At 36.3% G+C, this 16016-nt stretch carries 16 protein-coding genes; 13 read left to right on the top strand and 3 right to left on the bottom strand.

Annotated features, from left to right (window positions below):
* The first annotated feature begins 299 nt into the window (after nucleotides 1-299).
* Nucleotides 300-914, top strand: a complete 615-nt coding sequence (locus CJF42_RS07850) for a MarC family protein (RefSeq protein ID WP_095366148.1) — start codon at nucleotides 300-302, stop codon at nucleotides 912-914.
* A 444-nt stretch (nucleotides 915-1358) separates the two neighbouring features.
* On the opposite strand, the gene CJF42_RS27335 is transcribed toward CJF42_RS07850, so the two are convergent.
* Nucleotides 1359-1511, bottom strand: a complete 153-nt coding sequence (locus CJF42_RS27335; protein ID WP_170940528.1) for a hypothetical protein — start codon at nucleotides 1509-1511, stop codon at nucleotides 1359-1361.
* A 148-nt stretch (nucleotides 1512-1659) separates the two neighbouring features.
* Here CJF42_RS27335 and CJF42_RS07845 point away from each other — a divergent pair, with 148 nt between their 5' ends.
* From CJF42_RS07845 to CJF42_RS29510, 5 genes are all read left to right on the top strand, one after another.
* Entirely contained in the window at nucleotides 1660-2301 is a 642-nt protein-coding gene (locus CJF42_RS07845; protein WP_095366147.1) for a CUB domain-containing protein, read from the top strand.
* 398 nt (nucleotides 2302-2699) lie between these two features.
* Complete coding sequence (locus tag CJF42_RS07840; protein WP_095366146.1) at nucleotides 2700-3671, top strand: DUF6701 domain-containing protein; 972 nt, start codon at nucleotides 2700-2702, stop codon at nucleotides 3669-3671.
* 27 nt (nucleotides 3672-3698) lie between these two features.
* Nucleotides 3699-3992, top strand: a complete 294-nt coding sequence (locus tag CJF42_RS29520) for a hypothetical protein (RefSeq protein WP_502694779.1) — start codon at nucleotides 3699-3701, stop codon at nucleotides 3990-3992.
* A gap of 37 nt (nucleotides 3993-4029) precedes the next feature.
* Entirely contained in the window at nucleotides 4030-4197 is a 168-nt protein-coding gene (locus CJF42_RS29515; protein ID WP_502694778.1) for a hypothetical protein, read from the top strand.
* Nucleotides 4198-4200: 3 nt separating this feature from the next.
* Nucleotides 4201-4503 (top strand): DUF6701 domain-containing protein, encoded by a 303-nt coding sequence (locus tag CJF42_RS29510; protein WP_095366144.1) that lies wholly within the window; start codon nucleotides 4201-4203, stop codon nucleotides 4501-4503.
* A gap of 94 nt (nucleotides 4504-4597) precedes the next feature.
* Here the strand turns inward: CJF42_RS29510 and CJF42_RS07825 are convergent, their stop codons facing one another.
* Together CJF42_RS07825 and CJF42_RS07820 are read right to left on the bottom strand one after the other, a co-directional pair.
* Complete coding sequence (locus CJF42_RS07825) at nucleotides 4598-5614, bottom strand: ATP-dependent 6-phosphofructokinase (RefSeq protein ID WP_095366143.1); 1017 nt, start codon at nucleotides 5612-5614, stop codon at nucleotides 4598-4600.
* A 115-nt stretch (nucleotides 5615-5729) separates the two neighbouring features.
* Complete coding sequence (locus tag CJF42_RS07820) at nucleotides 5730-6734, bottom strand: AraC family transcriptional regulator (RefSeq protein WP_095366142.1); 1005 nt, start codon at nucleotides 6732-6734, stop codon at nucleotides 5730-5732.
* Nucleotides 6735-6933: 199 nt separating this feature from the next.
* Here CJF42_RS07820 and CJF42_RS07815 point away from each other — a divergent pair, with 199 nt between their 5' ends.
* The 7 genes from CJF42_RS07815 (at nucleotide 6934) to CJF42_RS07785 (ending at nucleotide 15970) form a co-directional block, all read left to right on the top strand.
* The gene (locus CJF42_RS07815) at nucleotides 6934-8715 is read left to right on the top strand and encodes an acyl-CoA dehydrogenase C-terminal domain-containing protein (protein WP_095366141.1); all 1782 of its coding nucleotides are present in this window, start codon (nucleotides 6934-6936) and stop codon (nucleotides 8713-8715) included.
* 17 nt (nucleotides 8716-8732) lie between these two features.
* On the top strand, nucleotides 8733-9482 hold the full coding sequence (locus CJF42_RS07810; protein WP_095366140.1) for an electron transfer flavoprotein subunit beta/FixA family protein: 750 nt from the start codon (nucleotides 8733-8735) through the stop codon (nucleotides 9480-9482).
* Complete coding sequence (locus CJF42_RS07805) at nucleotides 9482-10411, top strand: electron transfer flavoprotein subunit alpha/FixB family protein (protein WP_095366139.1); 930 nt, start codon at nucleotides 9482-9484, stop codon at nucleotides 10409-10411. The genes CJF42_RS07810 and CJF42_RS07805 overlap by 1 nt, the downstream gene beginning before the upstream one ends.
* A 13-nt stretch (nucleotides 10412-10424) precedes the next feature.
* Nucleotides 10425-12071 carry an electron transfer flavoprotein-ubiquinone oxidoreductase gene (locus tag CJF42_RS07800; protein WP_212668789.1) on the top strand — a complete coding sequence of 549 codons (1647 nt, stop codon included), beginning with the start codon at nucleotides 10425-10427 and terminating at the stop codon, nucleotides 12069-12071.
* A 127-nt stretch (nucleotides 12072-12198) separates the two neighbouring features.
* A complete protein-coding gene (locus CJF42_RS07795) occupies nucleotides 12199-12432 on the top strand; it encodes a hypothetical protein (protein WP_095366138.1) in 234 nt (77 codons plus the stop codon).
* Between the two features lie 486 nt (nucleotides 12433-12918).
* Nucleotides 12919-14589, top strand: coding sequence for a trypsin-like serine protease (locus tag CJF42_RS07790; protein WP_095366137.1), 1671 nt, complete (start codon nucleotides 12919-12921; stop codon nucleotides 14587-14589).
* A gap of 148 nt (nucleotides 14590-14737) precedes the next feature.
* Entirely contained in the window at nucleotides 14738-15970 is a 1233-nt protein-coding gene (locus tag CJF42_RS07785; protein WP_095366136.1) for a hypothetical protein, read from the top strand.
* Nucleotides 15971-16016 lie beyond the last annotated feature (46 nt).

Below are 16016 nucleotides of genomic sequence, written 5' to 3'. Positions count from 1 at the left end.
ATAAACTCAAAACACAGATCAATTTAAAGGACTGTTTAATGTCTTAAGGGGTTAAGGCAGTAGACAAATATTGAACGAAGAGCAAAGGGCTGTAAGGTCCTTTTTTCGTTTTTCATAATATAGAAAAGTTAAGCAATAGCCTACATCAAAATGCAAAACCCACAAAAACGTAAACGTTCTTGATTGTTAAAACAATTAAATATCAGTAGAGTGTTTAGATTATAAAATATTAATTTAAAAAGGATAATTCAACAGATTAGTTATTTTTCAAATCCTTCTCATTCTGGAGTATATATAATATGATCGATATTTTAGCAATTTTTATAACGTTTTTTGCTGTTATAGATCCAATTGGTACAATACCAGTGTTTATAGCTGTAACATCTCAATATGACCAAAAAACAAAGCGCCGTGTTGCCTTACTCGCAACAATTGTATCTGCAGTTGTGTTGTTATTTTTTTTGATTGTTGGTGAAATAGTATTAACAGCACTATCTATTCCACTGCCAGCATTTCAAATATCTGGAGGGATCGTTTTATTTCTATTTGCTCTCAATATGATTTTTGGTGATAGTAAACCAGATGAAGAAATAAAATCATTACAAAGCTCTCATAAAGAAACTGCTATATTCCCACTTGCAGTGCCTTCCATAGCAAGCCCTGGAGCTATGTTAGCAGCGGTACTCTTAACTAAAAACTCTGTATATACTCTTTGGGAACAAACGCAAACGGCATTAGTTATGTTATCTGTTCTCATTTTAGTTTATATATTAATGCTACTCGCTGGCTTTATTAATCGCCTCATAGGCACTAGTGGTGCAAGTGTAATAAGTCGAGTTATGGGGTTAATTCTTTCATCTATTGCCATCACTAATATTCTGACTGGATTTGGTGATTATTATAAACTCCTATAAGGTACAATTAAATCTGTGCAATATTTAAGCTGTTTTTAATTTCCTGATATTTTTATGTGGTGCTATATAATTTAGAGATCACTGATGTAGTTTGTAATTATGGAAACGAATATAACTGTCAACTTCAGTTATTACTGGTTTGTGTTTTATAAGTTTAGACTGAGCATTCCAACAGTTTCCACTACAATTCATACTTTGTATGATGTTTAATTTTTCAAGATGTTTTCTAGATTCATTAACTAATAATGAATACCTTGTTTAGAATAAAACAACAATTGCTTAGTTTTATAGCCTTATTTTATGTTTGTTTTATACACGTCATCATCAAAGATGTAATGGAACGCGTAGGACATTTTACTAGTTTTCAGAAAACGATTGAACTATATTAGTGTAAGCTTTGTCTATCTTGCTCTACGGGAGTTTGAGTAGAAAACGATTACTACGTTATGATTCATAATCAGGGAATAACCCTGAATTATAAATCATGCCTTGTACTCCTACCCAAGCTCTGAAACCTGCATTTCCAAATAGTACGGCTAGAACACCACCTACGCCCATAAAGTTTCTTAGTATGCTAATCTGAATGATAGAATTCATGATAACTTTACTTTTATCTTGCATCTTAAAATCGATTGGGTATATCAAAGATAATTAAAACTAAAGAATAATATCCAGTTAATCAAGAGATTTATGAATCACAAGCGACAATATAATATGTAAAGTCTAATTTAAAATTGGGAGCAGCATGTCACATATTGAAACAGAGTTAACTAATGATGTATATGAAAAAAGTAAAATGAAAGCTCCACTAAAAGTTATTAGAACGATACTTTTGTTTTTTGTTTTGGTACTGGTACTCCCTTCTGCATATGGCAATACAATATGTAATTCGTCATCGTCAACTAACACTACGGGTACTCTGACTGATTCCGGCGGTAGTAGCGGTGATTATGATTCTTTAGAAGAATGTAGTTTTTTAATTAAGCCCCTTGATGTCAGCATAATAACACTTACATTCTCTGCCTTTGATCTCGAAAGTACATACGACACGTTAACCATTTACGACGGTTCTACCACTACATTTCCTATATTGGCTCGCTATTCAGGAAGTGTTTTACCCGCCAGTGTTACTTCCTCTGGCGATACCATGCTGATACATTTTTCGAGTGATTATTCAGTTAATGAAAGTGGATTTATTACTAACTGGACAGCAACAATAGCTAGCAGTTTCCCAGCACAAAGTGTTGCTGATAATTTTCCCAGCATTTCTTACAGTCAAAATAGTGGCAGTCAAAACTGGTCTGAAGTAGGAGAATCTGATGGTACAAGCGCAGGTATAGTAAGAGTGTATGGTGGTTTATTACTAGTGGAAACTGCCTTCGTTTAGGTGTTCCCTCTGGTGACAGACCACAAAATTTAGCAATCGTGGTGTTTATCGAGAAACTGACTTGAGTTCAGCTTTGAGTGCCGCACTTTCATTCGTCTATCGACGTGGTAGGAGTCAGGGCAATATAACTGTAATACTCTCAATTTCTAATAATGGTGGTAGCAGCTGGACTGATCTACAAAGTTACTACATCGATAGTTCCAATTTCTCGGCTGTTAGCGCATCATTTGATATTTCAGCTTATACAGACAGCAACACCCAAATCCGCTTTTTGGCATCCGGGAATAATGCAAGGGTCGGCATGTATATTGACGACATAAATATTAGTTATCAACCCATTTGTGCATCCGGTATTCATCATTAGAAAATCGTCCATGATGGCCAAGGGTTAACCTGTGATGGTTAAAGCATGTACCGATGATAGTTGTGAAAATGTAAGTACAGAGTCAGTTTCGCTTGATTTGCTTGCTGACGGTGTGCGCATTAGTTCTCTGATCTTTACTGGTAGCAACAGTTTGAGTTTTAATCACACTGATGTGGAAACCTTGACCTTTTCGCTAGCTAATATTTCGATAAATGCATCAGATCCGATGGTATGCGACGATGGTAGCAGTGCAAGTTGTGATATTGCGTTTACCGATGCAGGTTTCAGGTTTCTTTATGGTACGGGTGATAGCACAACCTTACCTAATCAAACGTCAGGCTCCGAATTTGGTGATACTTTAAAGCTTCAAGCAGTCAAAAATAGTAATGGCGTTTGTACAGGCTTATTTACCAGTAATAAAAATTTGGATTTATCGCAGCAAAATGTCGAACCAGATCTAGATGGCAACAGCGGTCTTAGTTTAAGTATTAATGGCAATAATATTGCGAAACACCCGAATACCACCAACACTATATTGAACTTTGGTGCCAGCAGTATTGCGATAATACCAACACCTATATATCACGATGCAGGAAAAATTCGATTACATGCCAATTATAACGTAGGCGGCGTGACATTATCGGATAGCAGTAATGCATTTTGGGTCAGTCCAGACAAACTTGTTGTTGAAGCCAAAGCAGGTGCAACGATATTAAATGCAGCGACCGCAACCGCAACACCTACCCATAAAGCAGCTGTTGATTTTGATTTAACTGTGACCGCATTAAATAACCTTGACGTTATCACACCGAACTATGTACCTAAACAAATACAGTTTAAGCTAACGCGAACGGGCCCTATTAATCATGGTGAAGAGGGTGTATTAACTGACGGTAGCAGTGGCAGTATAATGAGCGAACTTTTATCGACGCCACCAACATTTAAAAACGTGACACTGGATAATACAATCATACCTAGCAAATTTGGCTCTTCTGCGGCGCAATAATCTGAATTGGGGTTGCTTAATTTAGCAGTGCAAGACAGTGGTTATGGTGACCCTAGTAGTATTATTTCAGCTACGGCGATTAATATTGGCCGCTTTATTCCTGACCACTTTAAGCAAACCGTAAAAGAACGCGGTTATTTTAAAGCAACCTGCAAAACAGGAACAACGTTTGATTATTTTGCTTATAGTGGGCAGAAGGATGAAGCAACAGGAAGAGATGGCGCAATATCATACTTTACTAAACCTGTATTACTTCTTACAGCTGTTAATAAACAAGATTTTATTACCCAAAAGCGTATTACATTATCAATTTTCAGATGATGATAACTTTTTCTATCATCGTTCTGCCAATACATTAGTGACGCCATTTACATCGGTTATTGATTTTTCTGTGGCCTCTATCACCGATACCGACAACGTCAAGGTAACGCAAACTGTTGATGCATCACCAACAGGTGTTGAAATTCGATTTGGACGGTTAGTATTGGTAAATAGTTTTGGACCTGAAACGTCAAATCTTCCTTAACCTATGCAAATCGAACATTTTGATGGTACGGTCTTTATTGTCACCTCAGATAATGATTGCGTCAGTTATGATGCAAGTAAAATTTCACTTACCGATATTAGTTTAGACCCTGTATTTACCAAGGTAGTGGGAGGCACAGGGTATTTTATTACAGGTAAGACATGGAGTATGGAATTGGAAGCTCCGGGCGCTGGTAAGCAAGGTCAGATAGGCGTGTTATATGATGCCTACGATTGGTTGAAATATGATTGGGATAAAGATGGGATGCATGATAACTCACCTTCAGCTACGTTTGGTTTATTCTGAGGCAACGATAGAATTATTTTTTGGCAAGAAGTTTTTAATTAAGTTATTTTGACTTGAAAAATATAATGTAGCTTTTATATAAAACAATTTATTATCATATGGTTAGGTTGAAACTAAATTGTTCAAGTCGTTTAATTAAAGCTTGGTTAGTAATATTTTTCTGGTTAGTATCGGTTAGAGGGAAGTGAATTATTTCGCTTTTTTTCATTCCCACCATGATATTGGTTTTGTTAGCACAAATAGCCTCAACGGCGCTTATGCCTAATTGTGTTGCTAGCACGCGATCCATAGCCACAGGTGCGCCGCCTCTTTGCACATAACCTAAAATAGCACTTCGGGTATCGACATTTGTGTAATCTGAAATCTTTTGGGCTAATTCAGCAGTTGAAAAGGATAGTGCATTTTCAGCGACTACAATGACATAACTTTGCGGATAACTTTGTTTAGTCGCTTCTTTAATTAATTCGAGCAATTGATTAATAAATTCAGGCTCATTTTCAATTAACTCATGACAAATAACTTGTTGCGCACCCGATGCAATACCTGATTCCATGGCAATAAAACCACAATCTCGGCCCATAACCTCGATTACAAAAATGCGATCAAAGGCATCCGCTGTATCTCTTATTTTATCAATGCAATTGAGGGCGGTATCAATCGCGGTCCAAAAACCAATTGTTTGGTCTGTACCATTAATGTCATTATCTATCGTACCTGGAATGCCAATTAATTGCCCTTGCCATTGCTCGCTTAAAGCTTGCGCGCCTTTAAAGCTACCATCGCCACCTATTACGACTAAAGCTTCAATTACTAAATTATTTAGGCTATTTGCAGCCTGTTTTACACCCGAGCTGTTGTACATGGCTTTACAGCGTGCGGTTTTTAAAATTGTTCCACCTTTGTGAATTGTGTTATCAACATTTTGTAAATTTAATTCTATAAAATCTTTTGCAATGATACCGTGAAAACCGGCAATAAACCCATACACTTGATAACCATTCTGAATTGCTTTTAAGGTGACAGCTCGTATGGCTGCATTCATGCCAGGTGCATCACCGCCTGAAGTGATGATTGCAAGTTTTGGCTTATCTGAATTAGGTATTTTATTCATCGTATCTAGTTCTAAATTGTATATTTCTTAAATATAGATTAACGTATGTTAGCTACCTGATCTATTGAACAATTATTTAATTTATTTTTGGTATCAATGGTACTCATATTATAGGTTATTTAGAGCGATAAATTTTAGGAGATACACCTGTCCAAAGTTTAAATGCACGTGTGAATACTGCGGGCTCTGAAAACCCAAGCTGACTAGAAATATCAGAAATAGGAATAATAGGTTGGCTTAATAAATGTATAGCGGTATCGCGCCTTACATTATCTTTTAAAGCCTGAAAGCTGGTTCCTTCATCATTTAATTTTCTTCTGAGGGTTCTCGTTGTTACGTGTAACTGTGCTGCAATGGCATCCATACTTGTTGAAGTTATTTGGCTGTGTTTTTCCAAATAATTTACCACCCTTTGAGTGAATACTTGAAAATAAGCTTGGCGAGTAAACCAGTCTAATGGGGCATGTTTAAGATAGCATCGAAGTGCTTTTGCTGTTTGTATCACTGGCATTTTCAAATATTTAGCATCAAAAGTAATGGTTGTTGTTGGTTGATTAAAATGTGCAGGGCAAGGGTACATTAAACTGTATTCGTTTATATGTTTTGGTTTTGGATAAGCTAACTGAATAGATTTTAAAGGTAAGTGCTGTCCTATCAGCCAACTTGGAAAACGATGCCAAACTAACATTAAAAACTCTCTTAATGAATAATCGGGATCTAGGGAATTATCAGCTAAAGTCATAGAAAAAAAAGCGAGATCTCCTTCGGTTTTAAACTCTAATGAAATTGCGTCTGTAATTAAATTATAAAAGTGACTTATATGGCGATATACTGCTTTTAAGTTAGGGCAGTTAGCAGCTTGTTTTGCCATTAACGTAAAAACACCATGTTTGGTTGCTTGCTTCGCTAAACCTAAAAAGTCGTCATTTCCTTGGTACCACAATTCTCTCATTAATCGACTAAACTGATCTGGGGTAATTCTCAGCTGTGAATTTTTAAGCATATCAGTATTTAAATCAGCTTTGTCTAGTAATAATTCACAGTTTAAACCTTTATTTTTCGCTGCTTTGATTAAAGTGATTACAAAGTGAATTGAAATTGAATGATGTACTAAACTCAAAGTGATGCCTATTTTTACAAGTTAGATGTCCGTGAATCACATAAGTAAAGCTAAATTCACGATGATTTTTATCAAAGTTTAAATAATTTGTCCGAAAATATCAATTATCGGGCTTTTTTTGTTATTGTTTGTGGCTTTCAGGCAAGGTTAAATAGCCTTAATAAAGCAACGTTTGCTTAAAAAATGAAAGGAAAACTTCATGAGTGAGTATAATCATCCATATCAAGATGTAGATTTTGTAATTAAAGAAATTGTCGAGTTTGATTCTTTTTGTCAAAACGCAGGGCTTGAAGATATTAATAGCGAGTTTGCTTCAGTGATATTAAATGAAGCTGCTAAGCTTGGTTCTGAAGTGATTGCACCATTAAATACTACGGGTGATAGTCAGGGCTCAAGCCTAAAAGATAAGAAAGTACAACAAGCAGATGGTTTCAGTGAAGCATATCAGCAATACATGGAAAATGGGTGGTCATCTCTGACTGCTGAAGCAGAGTTCGGAGGCCAAAATTTACCGAACTTATTTGGTACTGCAATAAATGAAATTTGGCAAAGTGCGAGCTTAGCTTTCTCTTTGTGTCCTATGTTAACACAAGGTGCAATTTCGGCAATTAAACATCATGGTAGTGAGAGTTTGAAGCACACTTGGTTGCCAAATATGATTAGCGGTCAATGGACTGGTACCATGAACTTAACTGAGCCAGATGCAGGCACAGACTTAGCAGCCATAAAAACCAAAGCGGTGCCAAATAATGATCATTATTTGATTTCTGGTCAAAAGATATTTATCACGTGGGGCGACCATCAAATGACCGAAAATGTTGTTCATTTGGTTCTTGCCCGACTACCAGATGCACCTGCTGGCGTAAAAGGTATTTCACTTTTTGTAGTGCCTAAGTTTTTATTAGATGAACAAGGCAATACAACAAGTCAATTGAATGATGTTCATTGTACAGCGCTTGAACACAAATTAGGTATTCATGCTAGCCCAACATGTTCAATGAGCTTTGGTGATAATGATGGTGCTATTGGTTACATAGTAGGTGAACCACATAAAGGTTTATCATATATGTTTACTATGATGAACCATGCTCGCCAAGATGTAGGACTGCAAGGTTTAGCAGTATCTGAGCGTTCGTATCAACAAGCATTACAATATGCAAAAGAGCGACTACAAGGTACAAATAAAGATGGCAGTCGTTTTTCTATTATAAAATTTCCTGATGTACGTCGCATGTTAATGCAAATGAAGGCAAGTATTGAGGCGATGCGCGCACTTGCTTATGTTGCAAGTAATGAAACAGATAAAAGTCGTTATGCTAAAACAGCTGATGAAAAAGCGAAACATTTTTCACGAGTTGAGCTTTATACCCCAATTGTTAAAGGTTGGCTGACTGAACTAGCACAAGAAGTGACTTACCTTGGTACACAAATAAATGGTGGTATGGGATTTATCGAAGAAACTGGTTCTGCACAGCACTATAGAGATGCAAGAATATTAACAATTTATGAAGGTACTACGGGTATTCAAGCACTTGATTTAGTGGGTCGTAAAACCTTATTTGATAAAGGAGAGCAATTAGCACTACTTCTTATCGAAATAGCACAAACAAGCGTAGATTTAAAACAATACCCTCAATTAGATAAATTAGCTCTATCACTTGAAAATGCAGTGATAACGGCTCAAGAAGCAAGAAACTGGTTATTAGATAATGCACAAGCAGACAAGTCAGCGGCAGGCTCTGTGAGTGTCAATTTCATGATGATGTTTGGTTATATATGTGGCGCATGGATGATGGCAAAAGCGGCGATTAAATCACAACAAAAACTAGATTTGGGCGAAGATAAGACTGAATTTTTTAAAGCAAAATTAGTGACAGCACAATTTTATTTCGAGCACTTATTACCGCGTATTCATACAAATTTCGCAAGTATTCAAGCAGGGAGTGACAGCATAATGTCATTACCTGAAGACCAATTTTAAAAACTTAAGAGAATAAAATGAAAATATTAGTCACAGTAAAGCGCGTTATAGATTATAACGTTAAGGCACGTGTTAAAGCGGACAACAGTGATGTTGATTTAGCAAATACAAAAATGGCTTTAAATCCATTTTGTGAAATTGCAGTAGAAGAAGCAATCCGTTTAAAAGAATCTGGTGCCGCAACTGAAGTGGTTGTTGTTTCAATTGGTCCAAAAGCATGCCAAGAACAAATTCGTACATCACTGGCTTTAGGTGCTGATCGTGGTATTCAAATAGAAACAGATACAATGCCAGAGTCATTAAATGCCGCAAAATTACTTGCTAAAGTGGTTGAAGCAGAACAACCAGGTTTGATCATTATGGGTAAACAGGCAATTGATAGTGATAATAATCAAACAGGACAAATGCTTGCTGCTTTACTCGATATGCCTCAAGGTACATTTGCATCTAAAGTAGAGCTTATTGGTGAAAAAGTACATGTAACCCGTGAAGTTGACGGTGGTTTGCAAACCATAGCGTTAAATATGCCAGCAATCGTGACAACAGATTTACGTTTAAACGAACCACGTTATGCATCTTTACCTAATATTATGAAAGCAAAGCGTAAACCGCTCGTTGTGCAAACACCTGTTGATTTAGGCGTTGAAATGAAAACACATACACAACTTGTTAAGGTTGAGGCACCAACTGAACGCCAAGCGGGCATAAAAGTAAATAGTATAGAAGAATTAATTGAAAAACTACAAAATGAAGCGAAGGTGATCTAATGGCTATTTTAATTATTGCAGAACATGATAACGCGGTATTAAAAGCGGCGACTTTAAATACGATCACAGCAGCTTCGCAAATGGGTGATGAATGCCACCTATTGGTTGCGGGTTCAAGTTGTAGTGCCGTGGCAGAGCAGGGCTCAAAAGTTGCGGGTGTAACAAAAGTATTGCTTGCGGATAATACTGTTTATGAGTATCAATTAGCTGAAAATATATCTAAATTAGTCACAGAGCTTGCACCAAATTATACACATATTGTATCTGCAGCAACAACGACAGGTAAAAACTTTATGCCTCGTGTTGCAGCTTTACTAGATGTGGCTCAAATTTCAGATATTATTAAAGTTGAATCTGAAAATAAATTTAAACGTCCAATATACGCAGGAAATGCAATCGCTACAGTTGAGTCGTTAGATAACATTAAAGTGATCACTGTACGTGGTACTGCTTTTAGCGCTGCAACTACACTGGACTCAAATGCGTCAATTGAAAATTTGAATATCGTTCATGATGCTCAAATGTCACAGTTTATAAGTGAAGAAGTGGCAGTGTCTGAGCGACCTGAACTTACAGCCGCAAAAGTGATTATTTCAGGTGGTCGTGGTATGGGCAATGGCGAAAACTTTGCTTTATTAGAAAATGTGGCAGATAAACTCGGTGCGGCAGTGGGAGCTTCTCGTGCAGCTGTTGACGCAGGTTTTGTTCCCAATGATATGCAAGTGGGTCAAACTGGTAAAATAGTAGCACCAGATCTTTATATTGCAGTCGGTATTTCTGGAGCAATTCAGCATTTAGCGGGCATGAAAGATTCTAAAATTATTGTAGCCATAAACAAAGACGAAGATGCACCGATATTCCAAGTAGCCGATTATGGTTTGGTTGCTGATTTATTTGAAGTACTGCCAGAGTTAACTGACAAATTATAAGTGAGATAGATATATGCGTGAATCAATGGAGTTTGATGTTGTTATTGTTGGTGCAGGTCCATCTGGTTTAGCTGCGGCATGTAAATTGATGCAGCAAGCAAATGAAGCACAGCGTGCATTAACAGTATGTATAGTTGAAAAAGGCTCAGAGGTTGGAGCGCATATTCTATCTGGTGCGATTATTGAACCTAAAGCGATTAACGAGCTATTTCCTAATTGGCAAGAAATGGGCGCACCACTTAATACACCGGTAACAGAAGATCAGTTATTTATGTTCCTAAATGAACAAAAGTCGATACAATTTCCAAATCTGTGTGTGCCAAAAACAATGCATAATCAAGGGAATTATATAGCCAGCCTAGGTAATGTGTGTCGTTGGTTAGCTGAGCAAGCGGAGCAACTTGGCGTTGAAATATTTCCAGGTTTTGCTGCATCTGAAATACTTTACCATGAAGACGGTTCTGTAAAAGGTATTGCTACGGGTGATATGGGAATAAGTGAATATGGGCAGCAAAAAGACAGTTATATGCAAGGTATGGAGTTACATGCTAAATATACGCTTTTTGCAGAAGGGTGCCGAGGTCACTTGGGTAAATCGTTATATAAACAGTTTGATTTAGATGCCAAAAGTGACGAGCAGCATTATGGCTTAGGTATTAAAGAGTTGTGGGATATTCCAGCTGATAAACACCAGCCAGGTTTAGTGATCCATGGTTCAGGTTGGCCATTAGGTAAAGGCACATCTGGAGGTTTCTTTTTATACCACACAGAAAACAATCAAGTTGTAGCGGGTTTGATAGTCGATTTAAGTTATCAAAACCCTTATTTAAGCCCATTTGATGAATTTCAAAGACTAAAACATCATCCTGTATTAAAACAGTATTTAGAGGGAGGTAGGCGAATATCTTATGGCGCAAGGGCAATCACAAAAGGTGGGTTTAACGCTTTACCTAAAATGACATTTCCTGGTGGATTATTAATCGGTTGTAATTCTGGCACTTTAAATTTTGCTAAAATTAAAGGTACACATACAGCGATGAAATCTGGTATGTTGGCCGCTGAAGCAGTATTTGAAGCAATAAATAATGGTTGTGAAGGCCGTAAAGAGTTAATGGATTTTGATAACCGATTTAAAAGCTCTTGGCTTTATGAAGAATTGAAACAAAGTCGTAACTTTGGTCCTGCAATGCATAAGTTTGGCACTATGTTAGGCGGAACATTTAACTTTATAGATCAAAATATATTTGGTGGAAAATTACCTTTTACACTACATGATAATAAGCCAGACTATGCTCAACTTAAATCTATACATGATTATGACACAATAGAGTACCCTAAGCCTGATGGAAAATTGAGCTTTGATAAATTGTCATCTGTTTTTTTATCTAATACAAATCACGAAGAAAACCAACCTTGTCACTTAAAGTTAACGGATCTTCAAATACCCATATCATATAATTTTCCTGCGTTTTTAGAACCTGCACAAAGATATTGCCCTGCAGGTGTATATGAAGTAATTGAAGAGGAGACAGGACCTAAATTTCAAATTAACAGTCAAAATTGTTTGCACTGTAAAACCTGTGATATTAAAGATCCATCGCAAAATATAACTTGGATCACACCTGAGGGAGGCGGGGGACCTAATTACCCTAATATGTAAAAGTTAAATTAACTTCCTTATAACCTGAAGCTATGCCTTAGGTTTTTTATTTTGTAGCCCTTGTTTGGCTAAGATATAATTTTGAGTCTATACTGCTAATTAGTCGTTATAACTGAAATTTAACACGATGAAAGAAGAAAAACGTAAGAATGTAGAACATAAAATTCAAGAATTGTTAAATGAATTAACCCTTGCGCAAAAATTATCTTTAAATGATGTTGGCCAATTTGGTTACCAATTAGCATTTATAAGAAATATGCCCGAAGGTAAAACTGCAATCGTAACGCTTGATAAATCAATTATCTCTATCGCAGAAGATGGTGAACTGGATCGTAAGCCTGATATAAAACTTAGAAATTAATTACACTTATACCCATGTTACTTCAAAATACATGTTTCAGAGCTATCTGAGCGATCCCAATTTAAGGCGTGTTGATGCAGGACAAACCAACGTAACTATGAAGTGGGTTTGCTCAGAAGCGCTGTATCGGCGAGTTTAAAAAGAGTTTACGTTTGATATGGGAACAACCATTATCTTCAATTAATACCTTACCTAAATCCAGTTTCATTCAAGCTGAATTATTGATTTTTACAAGAATGCATTATATTTGTAAATCTCACACCTATCAAAATGTTAGCGTTATGTTATAAATTAATTATTGACCGTGTAAACCTTGGCTTACATTTAAGTATTTGTTTTTATATGAGTTACTTCTATTTATTTAAAATTAATTACAAAACACACCACATACCTATTATAGGTATTTGTTGATTAATTGTTAATCTGTGATTATATCTAAGATTCAATTTATTGCTTTGAGATTAATATAAAAATAATGAGAAAATTATGAATATAAAAACAAAAAGGGTGAGTCAAAACTTATCTGTATTACTAAAAACGTCAGCTGTGATGGTCGGTTTAATATCAGCTTCGTCATTTGCAGCGATTGATGATGATATCACACCACAAATTGTTGGAGGGCAAGAGTCAGCACCATATTCACGACCTTATCAAGTTGCACTTCTTATGAATGGGCGTCAGGGGTGTGGTGGTACACTGATCAGCAGTAATTGGGTATTAACAGCTGCACACTGTTTAGATAACGCATCAACAAGCTCTTTAACTGTAAAAGTTGGTTCGCATAGTATGCGTTCAGGTGATGGACAAACGATCAGAGTTAGCCAAATCATCAATCATGAAAATTGGCGTGGCGCAAATGGGATCCGCTCTGGTTACGATATCGGTCTATTAAAACTTGCTTCGCCTGCAAGCGTGCAATACAAGCCAGCTAAACTACCAACTCAAGCAATTGAACAGCAATATGCTGGTGTTGGTAGTTATGTGACAGTGTCAGGTTGGGGTCTGACAAGTAATCGTGGTTCTCAAAGTGATGTCTTAAGAGAAGTTGATTTACCTGTTATTACTAATGCTTCATGTAGCAGTCAATTACGATTTAATATTCCAGGATCTGTGATTTGTGGTGGTGGTACAGGTGGCGTATCAGCTTGTAATGGTGATAGTGGTGGTCCATATGCTGTATCAGCTAATGGTGAATTTTATAGCATAGGTACTGTAAGCTGGGGCAGTGAATGTCGTGGTGCAACTGCTTTTACACGTACTACAAGTTATGTCGATTGGATCAAAGCAAAAACAGGCATTGGTGAAGTTGATGATATGCCTCCAACAGCACGATTTACTGCTCAAGTAATTGATAAAACAGTTGATTTTACAAGTGGTTCTACAGATGATAATGGTGTTGTATCACATAGTTGGAATTTTGGTGATAATACTAGTTCAACTCAAATAAACCCAAGCCATGATTATACTGCTAAAGGAAATTACACGGTTTCATTAACTGTAACTGATACTAAAGGTCAAACGGATACAACTTCTCAAGTTATAAAAATTGATGGCGGTGTTGTTTTACCAGGTTGTGATGGAATTAATGCTTGGAGTGCGAGTACAAGTTACCAATTAGACGATGTTGTAAGTTATCAAAACAATAAATACCAAGCTACTTGGTGGTCTACAGGCGCACAGCCTAATGTATACAGTAATGTATGGAAAAACTTAGGGGAATGTGATTCTGTTGGTGAAAATGAAGCACCAGTTGCAAGTTTTAGTTTTACTACTTCTCAATTAACAGCAAGCTTTACTGATACTTCTATTGATGATAATGCCGTTGTATCTCGTTCATGGAATTTCGGTGATAATACATCATCAAATTCTGTAAACCCAACGCATACATATTATGCTAAGGGTAATTATACTGTGACATTAACTGTTATGGACGCACAAGGTTTATCAAGTATATCTGCACAACAAGTAACGGTTGATGATACCACAAACCCAGGTTGTTCAGGTGTTGAAACATGGCGTGCAACTGAAGTTTATTTAACAGGCGCTGAAGTTGCGCTAAATGGTGTTAAATATCAAGCTAACTGGTGGACTCAAGGACAAAACCCTCAAGATTCTGGCCCTTGGGGTCCGTGGACAGCAACAGGTACTTGTAATTAAACTTGATTTAATTAAATAAAAATAATTGATATAGTAAAGGAGTCCCCCCGGCTCCTTTTATATAAAGGGGTAAAAATCATTCTTTAATTTCCTAAAAATAGTTATTTAAGATAGAATTCAAGATAGATTATATTAACAATTAAAAGATATGTCATTTAAAAATAAATCACTTACGAGTGAAGACTTTATTGCATTAAATCGCACGGGTGAAAACTTTAAAAGTGTTTTAAATGGACTGTTCACTCAATTCCCCCAATCTGCACATTCAATATCAGGTATGTCTCAATGGCTCGATTATAATAAATCTAACTGTCAACGCATTTTAAATGCTTTACAAAAAAGCAAAAATGGTAAAGAAGTACTTACTTTATTACCTGGGATCTCGGGCTTAGATGAGTTTATTTTAAAGTTAAAAGAAACGTCATTGCAAAAACAACATGTCCTTGAACTTGAAAATGTTGTGCAAGTGTTTAATCAACAAATTAAGCTTTATGCTAAAAGTCATGCGCACTTAAAAAGACTTCTTAGTGGTAATGAACCTAAAAGCTCATCTCAAGCTGTTACCTTATCTGCACAACAAAAAAGAAATCAACACTTTTTATGCTCCAAGCAGTTATTATCTTCTTCCATTAAAACTTTATTCTCGTGTTATGTATTAACAGAGAATCAAAATAATAAAGAGTTTTTACAAGAAGTCGTCATGATCTCTAAGTTGGGTATTGAACGTAGTAAAGCATCACCTCCTTTTGTTCAGTTATATACGCACCCTAATCCTGAGGGGTTTATCGCGCCAGATAATGTCACTGTAAGTTCAAAAATAGATACAACTCAATTTCAAATAGGGATTGTAGATGAATTTTCGGATCCGAATTTAGCGTCTGCCTATTCAAGTTTTTCGGCGAGTAACTCAGGCATTGTATTTAACGATTTAGAATCTGATGCTCCTTTTAATGCCAGTTTTTTATTTAGTAATCCTGATCAATTAGCCAACCCTTTAGTTCATCAAAGTAAATGTAGCTCTACCAGTATTAGTATAAAATCACCTACCGAAAAATTAGTTATGATGGTGTTTTTAGATAAAAAACTCGATATGCGAAGTTCAGTTAACGTCGGATGTTACTCTAATAACCAAAGAGTAGAAGAGGGCAAACTGAGAGCTTCGGATATGTGGACAGAACGCTTACCTGAATTTCCAGAACTTAATGTTTTACATTTAGGCTCAGAACGTGCACGAGTGATTGACCAAGTTCAAGTCGGTGAAATGAGTGACTATTTATTTAACTACTCAAATTTAAATAAAGAAGATTTTGTTTGTTATATGATGGAGGTTGAATATCCAATCTGGTCATCAACTTATCGAATTTATTTTGAGCATTGTTAAATCTATTAATAAAAAAACGCCACTCCAGTGGCGTTTTTTTATTAAA

This window comes from Pseudoalteromonas sp. NBT06-2, from assembly GCF_002276045.1.
Classification (GTDB): Bacteria; Pseudomonadota; Gammaproteobacteria; order Enterobacterales; family Alteromonadaceae; genus Pseudoalteromonas.
Note: the sequence above shows the minus strand (reverse complement) of the source record. Positions and strands in the feature narration are given on the sequence as shown.